Source organism: Binatus sp. (SeqCode) (genome assembly GCF_036522015.1).
Classification (GTDB): Bacteria; Desulfobacterota; Binatia; order Binatales; family Binataceae; genus Binatus.
In genome coordinates, this window is sequence record NZ_DATDGQ010000333.1 from 1 (window position 1) to 2615 (window position 2615).

The following is a 2615-nucleotide window of genomic DNA, read 5'->3' on the forward strand; positions in this document are numbered from 1 at the left end:
GGCGCCGACCGGGCGGCCCGCTTCGACCAGGCCATGCTCGCCGAGCAGGGCACCAAGCCAGTAGGCGAGACCGCTCAGCAGGATCGCGCCGATCCAGATGAGGAAAAGCTGCAAGGTGGAGCGTTGCTGGACAAGATCGAGAACGGATTTGTCGAGCCGGCGCATCCGGGAGACGCGCGCGGGTCCGCGGCCGATGGTGCCGTCCTGCGAAGTCGACAGCGGAGGACCGGCCAGGGCATCGGCGGGATCCGGCTCCACGACGATATCGGCGACGCTTTCGGTAGGTTCTCCAGCCTCGACCCAGTCCTCGAGGCCGGCGCGATATTCGCGAACTTTCGAGTAGCCGAGTTCACGCAGAGAGGCGACCGCCTCTGCAGCGCGAGGTCAGGTGAACTTGGCGCAGTAGACGACGATGTCGGCGGCGAGGTCGGGCAGCAGCTCGCGCGCGCGAGTGGGAATCTGCTCGAGCGGAAGGTTGAGCGCGCGCGGGATGTGCGCCTCGACGAACGAGGCTTCCGGTAAGACGTCGACGATCGTGAGCGAAGTATCCTCGAGGCGGCGGCGGAGCTCGTCGCGGGAGATCTCGCGGGCGTCGGACGAGGTGGCGGCTGTAAGTGCTGAAGCCATGCTCTCAGAAAAAACTTTACCGTCTCGCAGAATGGCACGCCAACTGCTCAGACCTCTCCCTGTTGGTCAGGGAGAGGCCCGGCATGAGGTATTTTCAGGAGAAGCGAGTAGTCGACTTATTCGAGGCGCCAGAGCGAGCGGGCGGCGTTGGCGGAGCGCTCGACGAACTTTTTGCCGTACTCGATTTGCGCGTCGAAAATCGGAGCGAGCGGCGTTTCCTTGGCCCACTTGGTGGCCGAGGCCTGGAACTCGATTGCCTGCTTGGCGACTTTCTCGCTGGTGTCGATGTACCAGGCGGCGAACTTCTTCGCGCCTTCGACGTTCAGGTTGCTGGTAAGACCCTCGAACACGGAACCATTCTCTTTGTGTGCTGACATTCCTTTTTCTCCTGATTCTCGGCGCGACTCGGACCCGCCGGTTGGTTTACTGACATTAGCCATCGAAATTGTTTTTGCCGCAGCGCCGACGGCATCGGCGATCTTCTGTGACGCTACACTTCCTACGGGCCCTTTTTCGGCCCGTTTCTTTGGTCGCCTGCGCGACGCAGCCGGTGGTTTTGTTTCTTCAGTCATCGCGTGCACTCAGCCAGTTGGTGATTTGCGGCCACAGGCGCTTAAGTGAGTCGGCGCTGATCGCCGCACCCATGTGACCGGTTGGAAAGTGCAGATTTTGTTTGTCGTCGCTCGACACCAGCTCTGGCAGCGGCTCGCTCGACGCGGGATTTACGATGTCGTCGCGGTCGCCGATCACGTTGAGCAGCGGCATTGCGATCCGCGTTAGGTCCGCAATCGATTCGCCGATTTTCATCGTGCCCTTCATCAGCGAGTTCTCGCGCCACATCTCGGAGGTCTCGAGAAAGATTCGTCCCGCCATCGGCACGTCGCTATGCAGCCATCGCTCGAACAGCTTGAACGTGTCGAGGTAGCCCGGGCGCGCCGAGCTGCGATACGCGCCGACGAACTTGTCGAGCATGTGATGGGTCGGCGCGAGCGTGTTGAAGAACGAGTAGATCATCCAGGCCGGCGCGTTGCCGTACATCTCGACGATCGTTTTGGCGCTGCGCGAGGTCATCGCGGCGGTCAAGTGCTCGATCGGCAACTGGCGCACGCTGGTGTCGAGCGGAATCGTCAAAGTGATGAGATTTTTCACGTTGCCGCTGTGCAGCGCGCTGTACATCAATCCGAGCAGCGCGCCGAAGCAGTAGCCGAGGACCGAGATCTGCTGCACGCCGCTGTAAATCTGGATCGCGCGGACGGCGTTGGCGATGTCGGTGTTCACGTACTCGTCGAAGCCGTGTGCCTTGTCTTCGGAGCGGGGCGGAATCCAGTCGATCAGGTAAACGTCGAAGCCTTGTTTGACCAGATACTCGACGACGCTGCGGCCGGGCTGCAGATCGAGGATGAAGGGGCGCTTGATCAGCGAGTAGATGAGGAGCAGGGGCACTGCTTTTTTGTTTTCGCCGCGCGCTTCGTAGTGACGCAGGCGGACCAGGCCCGACTCGTAGATGACGCGCGAACGGGTGGCGGGCGGCGGATCGTCCATGGTGGCGCCGAAGCCGGTGCGGAACGCGTCGAGCGTGCGCATCGTGCCTTCCATCCAGAGCGAAGCGATTTCGTTAATTGCCGACATCTTCACTCAGCTCCATCGGATCCGCGCCGGGCCATCCCGACCAGACCGAGAATTGGTAAACGCTGGACTTCTTCGCGGGCGTCGCTGCGTGCGCGCCGACATTGGATTCGCGGAGGGCGGATTTTTCGTCGGCTTGCTGGTTGACGATCGATTCGCGAACGGCGATGTGAAGTTCGCTGGCGAAGTCGTCTTTCGAGTCCCGCTCAGCGACCGCGTCGCGAAGTTCCTCGCGCATCGCGCGAACCTCGCCACGCATCGACTCGACCTCGCTGGCCGACGGCAGGCCGACCGCAGGCCACAGCGCCGAGAAAAACGCACCGGCGATGGCGGCGTTCAAGCGCTGGTAGCGCAGCATGAGG

The 2615-nt window shown here is 62.2% G+C and carries 5 protein-coding genes; all 5 read right to left on the bottom strand.

Annotated features, from left to right (window positions below):
* Positions 1-258 (bottom strand): hypothetical protein (locus VIW95_RS14100; RefSeq protein WP_331587604.1); only part of this gene is annotated, 258 nt, incomplete at its 3' end.
* Positions 259-384: 126 nt separating this feature from the next.
* The gene (locus VIW95_RS14105) at positions 385-627 is read right to left on the bottom strand and encodes a rhodanese-like domain-containing protein (RefSeq protein WP_331587607.1); all 243 of its coding nucleotides are present in this window, start codon (positions 625-627) and stop codon (positions 385-387) included.
* 116 nt (positions 628-743) lie between these two features.
* Positions 744-1004, bottom strand: coding sequence for a hypothetical protein (locus VIW95_RS14110; RefSeq protein WP_331587609.1), 261 nt, complete (start codon positions 1002-1004; stop codon positions 744-746).
* Positions 1005-1191: 187 nt separating this feature from the next.
* Entirely contained in the window at positions 1192-2256 is a 1065-nt protein-coding gene (locus VIW95_RS14115; RefSeq protein ID WP_331587611.1) for an alpha/beta fold hydrolase, read from the bottom strand.
* The coding region (locus tag VIW95_RS14120) for a hypothetical protein (protein WP_331587613.1) at positions 2243-2615 on the bottom strand (373 nt) is incomplete at its 5' end. The genes VIW95_RS14120 and VIW95_RS14115, both read right to left, overlap by 14 nt.

What these genes read in the sequence shown, in the direction of transcription:
- VIW95_RS14115 (WP_331587611.1), bottom strand. Translation starts at nt 2,256, where the DNA reads ATGTCGGCAATTAACGAAATCGCTTCGCTCTGGATGGAAGGCACGATG.
- VIW95_RS14110 (WP_331587609.1), bottom strand. Translation starts at nt 1,004, where the DNA reads ATGTCAGCACACAAAGAGAATGGTTCCGTGTTCGAGGGTCTTACCAGC.
- VIW95_RS14105 (WP_331587607.1), bottom strand. Translation starts at nt 627, where the DNA reads ATGGCTTCAGCACTTACAGCCGCCACCTCGTCCGACGCCCGCGAGATC.